The sequence below is a fragment of the Streptomyces sp. NPDC051020 genome (assembly GCF_040683105.1).
In the GTDB taxonomy this organism is placed as follows: domain Bacteria; phylum Actinomycetota; class Actinomycetes; order Streptomycetales; family Streptomycetaceae; genus Streptomyces.
In genome coordinates this window covers 1-3,208 of record NZ_JBFBCG010000192.1, presented here as the reverse complement: position 1 = coordinate 3,208, position 3,208 = coordinate 1, and the positions used below count along the sequence as shown (strand labels likewise).

The window sequence follows — 3,208 nt, the reverse complement described above, 5'->3', positions numbered from 1 at the left end:
GTCCCAACGAGCTACCGGCATCGGCGGGCAGGCGCCGCAGCCATGTTTTCACGCCGGCAAGGCGCACCCGAAGGGAACAGGGGGACTGACCTGCGGAAACTCGCACATCAGATTCGGAAAAGAAACGGCCACTTATCGTCCTCGACCTCGTGGTGGCAGCCCTGGCGGCTGCTGGCGCCGGACTGATTGCACGTATTGAAGGACTCGACTATGTGCAGGCACTCAAGCGCTCGGCGTCCGTATTCGCTGTCGCCCTCACTGTCGCGGCTACCTTCACCTCCCTCGTGGGAGGCATGATCAGCGGACCGTAATGTCGCGAGCGGGGATGGCGTTCCATCAGACGTGGCGAGTCTGGACCTCGTCGGAGAGCGTGGAACGCCGCACGTGTGGTCCGTGGAGACGTTCTACCTCTACGACGACCAACCAGCACACCGTCATCGGGAACCTGACCGCAGAGACCCCGCGTAGGCACTGACAGCGGTGGGTTCCCTGTGCGTTGCCCGGACGTACTGGTCAGTGAGTGATACGTGGGGCTCGCCGGACGTGCTGCCCACTGTCATGAGATGAGAGATCGGGGGTGTCGGTACTGTCACCGGGCGGTATAGGTGCAGGTCGCGTACTGACACGAAATCGAGAGATCGCACCCGTAAGGGGCACACGGGTAACTTCGCGAGCGACCACGGAAAATCCGTAGACACGGATGCCGAATTTCTCGGCAGCCGCGTCTTTTCGTATTTTCTGAATGGGAATGGTTGCTCACCGTAAAGCCCAGCCCAGCAAAGGTGTGTTGGGGCACTGTCGCGGCGAATAATGCTTCGAGCGCCCTGGGTGTCCCCCTGATGAGGAAGATCAGGAACTGACACTCTTGGTTCCGGTGATCGACACTCGATGTCCGAATCTCACCAGGAAAGGTGGCACCATGCGTTCAGCTGTAAAACGGCTACCGGCCGTCGCTCTGATGACGACCATGCTCGGCGCCGTACAAGTCGTCAGTTACGCATCGTCCGCACAGGCGGCCGAGGGAATCCAATTCCAGCAGCTCCTCAACGGAGAACGTCTTCCGGACGGCGACATCGTCCAGGCGACCGTTCTTCCCGGAGGCGCGGCGCCTGGGCAGATCTCGATCCAGTTGAAGCTGTCCGGGGTCACCTGGTGGAAGGGTATCCAGACGGGGCCCATCGTGCTCTGCCAGGCCCAGGACAACCAGCAGTCCTCCAGCGCCCAGGTCTCCGTCTCCGACTTCAACGCCCACGGACTGCAGCTGTGGAAGGCCAAAACCTTCGGCGTGCACACGGAGATGTACAACGTCGTCGACGCCACGCAGAAGATGTCCGGCGGAAACGCCTACATCTTCATCTGGACGAAGGACTAGCCGGTACCTGCTCTGTTCCGTGCCGCTCCTTTCAAGCGCATCGAGTAAGTGAGGTTGCCCATGAAATCAGTCGCCGAGCGACTCTCGACCGCCACCCTGATGGTGGCTCTGCTGACTCCCGCGGTCGGCGTGCAAGCCGCCGCGGCGAGCACGCCCGAGGCCGGCCGTTCCGTGCCCGTCGCCAAGGTGGTGAAGGACCCCGGCACAGAGTGGACGTTCTATGCAGCCTTCGCGACCGCAGGTGCCTGCTGGGCCAAAGCCGCAGCGTACAAGAATGAATACTGGTGGGTTGATGCCACCACCTGCGTCTACAACGCCGCGCAGAACAGCTGGTTCATGTTCTACGAGTCGTAGGCCGGAGTGACACCGCGTCGCCAGAGATTCGGCGACCCGTAGGACAACTGCCCCATCCCGCCGGGAAAGGCATGGTGTTCGGCCGACCGCTGGGGACGTCGACCCGCCCTTCCCGGCGGTGATTCGCCGGAGGGCAGTCCGGACCGCCCCTGGTAGACGTACGTGCGACATGGGCTGTGAGAGGGCGTTAAGTCCCGTTCCTGATGATGTGGTGTCGCCCGTTCGTGGGTGATGGGACGGTTCCGCTCTCGCGTCGTGTCGTGTGCATGATGGGGTCGTGGGCATGGAACGGATGCCATACGCGACCGACTTGTCCGACGAGCAGTGGGCGTTGATCGAGCCGCTGGTCACTGCGTGGAAGCAGGAGCGGGTGGCGCGGTCGGCGACCGGGGACCCGGGCTCCTGCGGCGTGGACGGATGGGTCGGAATCGTGTCGTCCAGGGCGATGCGCGGGGGCAGGTGCCGGAAGCGGTCGGGGCCCGCTTCTCCGGGGTGCTGCTCACGGGCCATGTGCAGAGCGAACCGCTCGATCCAGTCCGTGTCCGGCGGGTAGGGAACGCCCAGGTGCTCGCCGTGCTGCCGGGCGGCTCGTCGCATGGCGTCGGCGAGGGCGGCTGTCGACTCGAATGTGATCTTGACGCTCTTCCTTCCCGTGCTCGGCGCTGGGAGATGACTTCGACGGCCCGTGCCGGGCCCGGTGAGTGCCGCCGGGCCCGTGTTCATCGCTGCGGTTCGGTTCCGGTCTGCTCGCTGGCGATGTGGTGGGCGTACCAGTCCCACGGGGATCGGTGCTGTGCCTCGTGGTGCGGGTCGGCGGCCGACGCTCGGCGCAGTGCGGCGGCGAGGGCCGAGGGGGAGCTGAAGGTGAGGACCGACGGGTCCTGGCGTCCGGGGAGCCGGGTGGTGACCTCCTGGATGACCCAGCCGTTGCCGTCGGGGTCGGTGAAGGAGAGGAAGGAGCCGTAGCTGCTGCGCTTCGGGTCGGGTCCGGGGATGCGGGCGTCGGCGCCGGCGTGGTGGAACACTCCGCCGGCGTCGTGGAACACCTCGCTGGGCTGGGCGCCGCGCTGCTTGAGTTCCTGGTAGATGGCTTCGATGTCGTCGACGATGAGGTGGAGGCCCTGGGCGGTGCCGGGGGTCTGGGAGGTGACCGAGGTGCCGAAGATGACGGACGCGGGGGAGCCCGGCGGGGTCACCTGGACGACCCTGAAGTGCTCGTCCGTGGCGATGTCGGCGTCGAGCCGCCAGCCGAGGGCCGTGTAGAAGTCCTTGGCGCGGTCGACGTCGGCGACCGGTATTACGACTACTTCGAATTTCATGTCCATGATCTGGGCTTTCCGGATTTGGTGGCGGGCACCGGTTCCCCGCGGCGGGGTGGTGCGCCCGTCTGCGGGCTGGCGGAGGGCTTGGCGGCCGGGGGGGGGGGGGCGGGGGGGGGGGCCGCCCCCCGGCTGGGGGGGGGGCGCCCCCCGGGGGGGGTAG

3 protein-coding genes and 1 pseudogene are annotated in these 3,208 nt (G+C 66.0%); 3 read left to right on the top strand and 1 reads right to left on the bottom strand.

The annotated features are described in order from the left end of the window. Nucleotides 1-919: 919 nt before the first annotated feature. From AB0N06_RS38410 to AB0N06_RS38400, 3 genes and pseudogenes are all read left to right on the top strand, one after another. Complete coding sequence (locus AB0N06_RS38410) at nt 920-1,372, top strand: hypothetical protein (protein ID WP_366139309.1); 453 nt, start codon at nt 920-922, stop codon at nt 1,370-1,372. A gap of 60 nt (nt 1,373-1,432) precedes the next feature. Beyond that, on the top strand, nt 1,433-1,726 hold the full coding sequence (locus AB0N06_RS38405) for a hypothetical protein (RefSeq protein ID WP_366139308.1): 294 nt from the start codon (nt 1,433-1,435) through the stop codon (nt 1,724-1,726). A gap of 283 nt (nt 1,727-2,009) precedes the next feature. Then, a pseudogene (locus tag AB0N06_RS38400) lies at nt 2,010-2,138 on the top strand (IS5/IS1182 family transposase); the annotation flags it as partial. A gap of 307 nt (nt 2,139-2,445) precedes the next feature. Here the strand turns inward: AB0N06_RS38400 and AB0N06_RS38395 are convergent. Beyond that, nucleotides 2,446-3,045 (bottom strand): VOC family protein, encoded by a 600-nt coding sequence (locus AB0N06_RS38395; protein WP_366139307.1) that lies wholly within the window; start codon nt 3,043-3,045, stop codon nt 2,446-2,448. Between the last annotated feature and the right edge of the window lie 163 nt (nt 3,046-3,208).

Excerpts from the sequence above, each read along its gene's own strand:
- AB0N06_RS38410 (WP_366139309.1), top strand. The coding sequence starts at position 920 with ATGCGTTCAGCTGTAAAACGGCTACCGGCCGTCGCTCTGATGACGACC.
- AB0N06_RS38395 (WP_366139307.1), bottom strand. The coding sequence starts at position 3,045 with ATGAAATTCGAAGTAGTCGTAATACCGGTCGCCGACGTCGACCGCGCC.
- AB0N06_RS38405 (WP_366139308.1), top strand. The coding sequence starts at position 1,433 with ATGAAATCAGTCGCCGAGCGACTCTCGACCGCCACCCTGATGGTGGCT.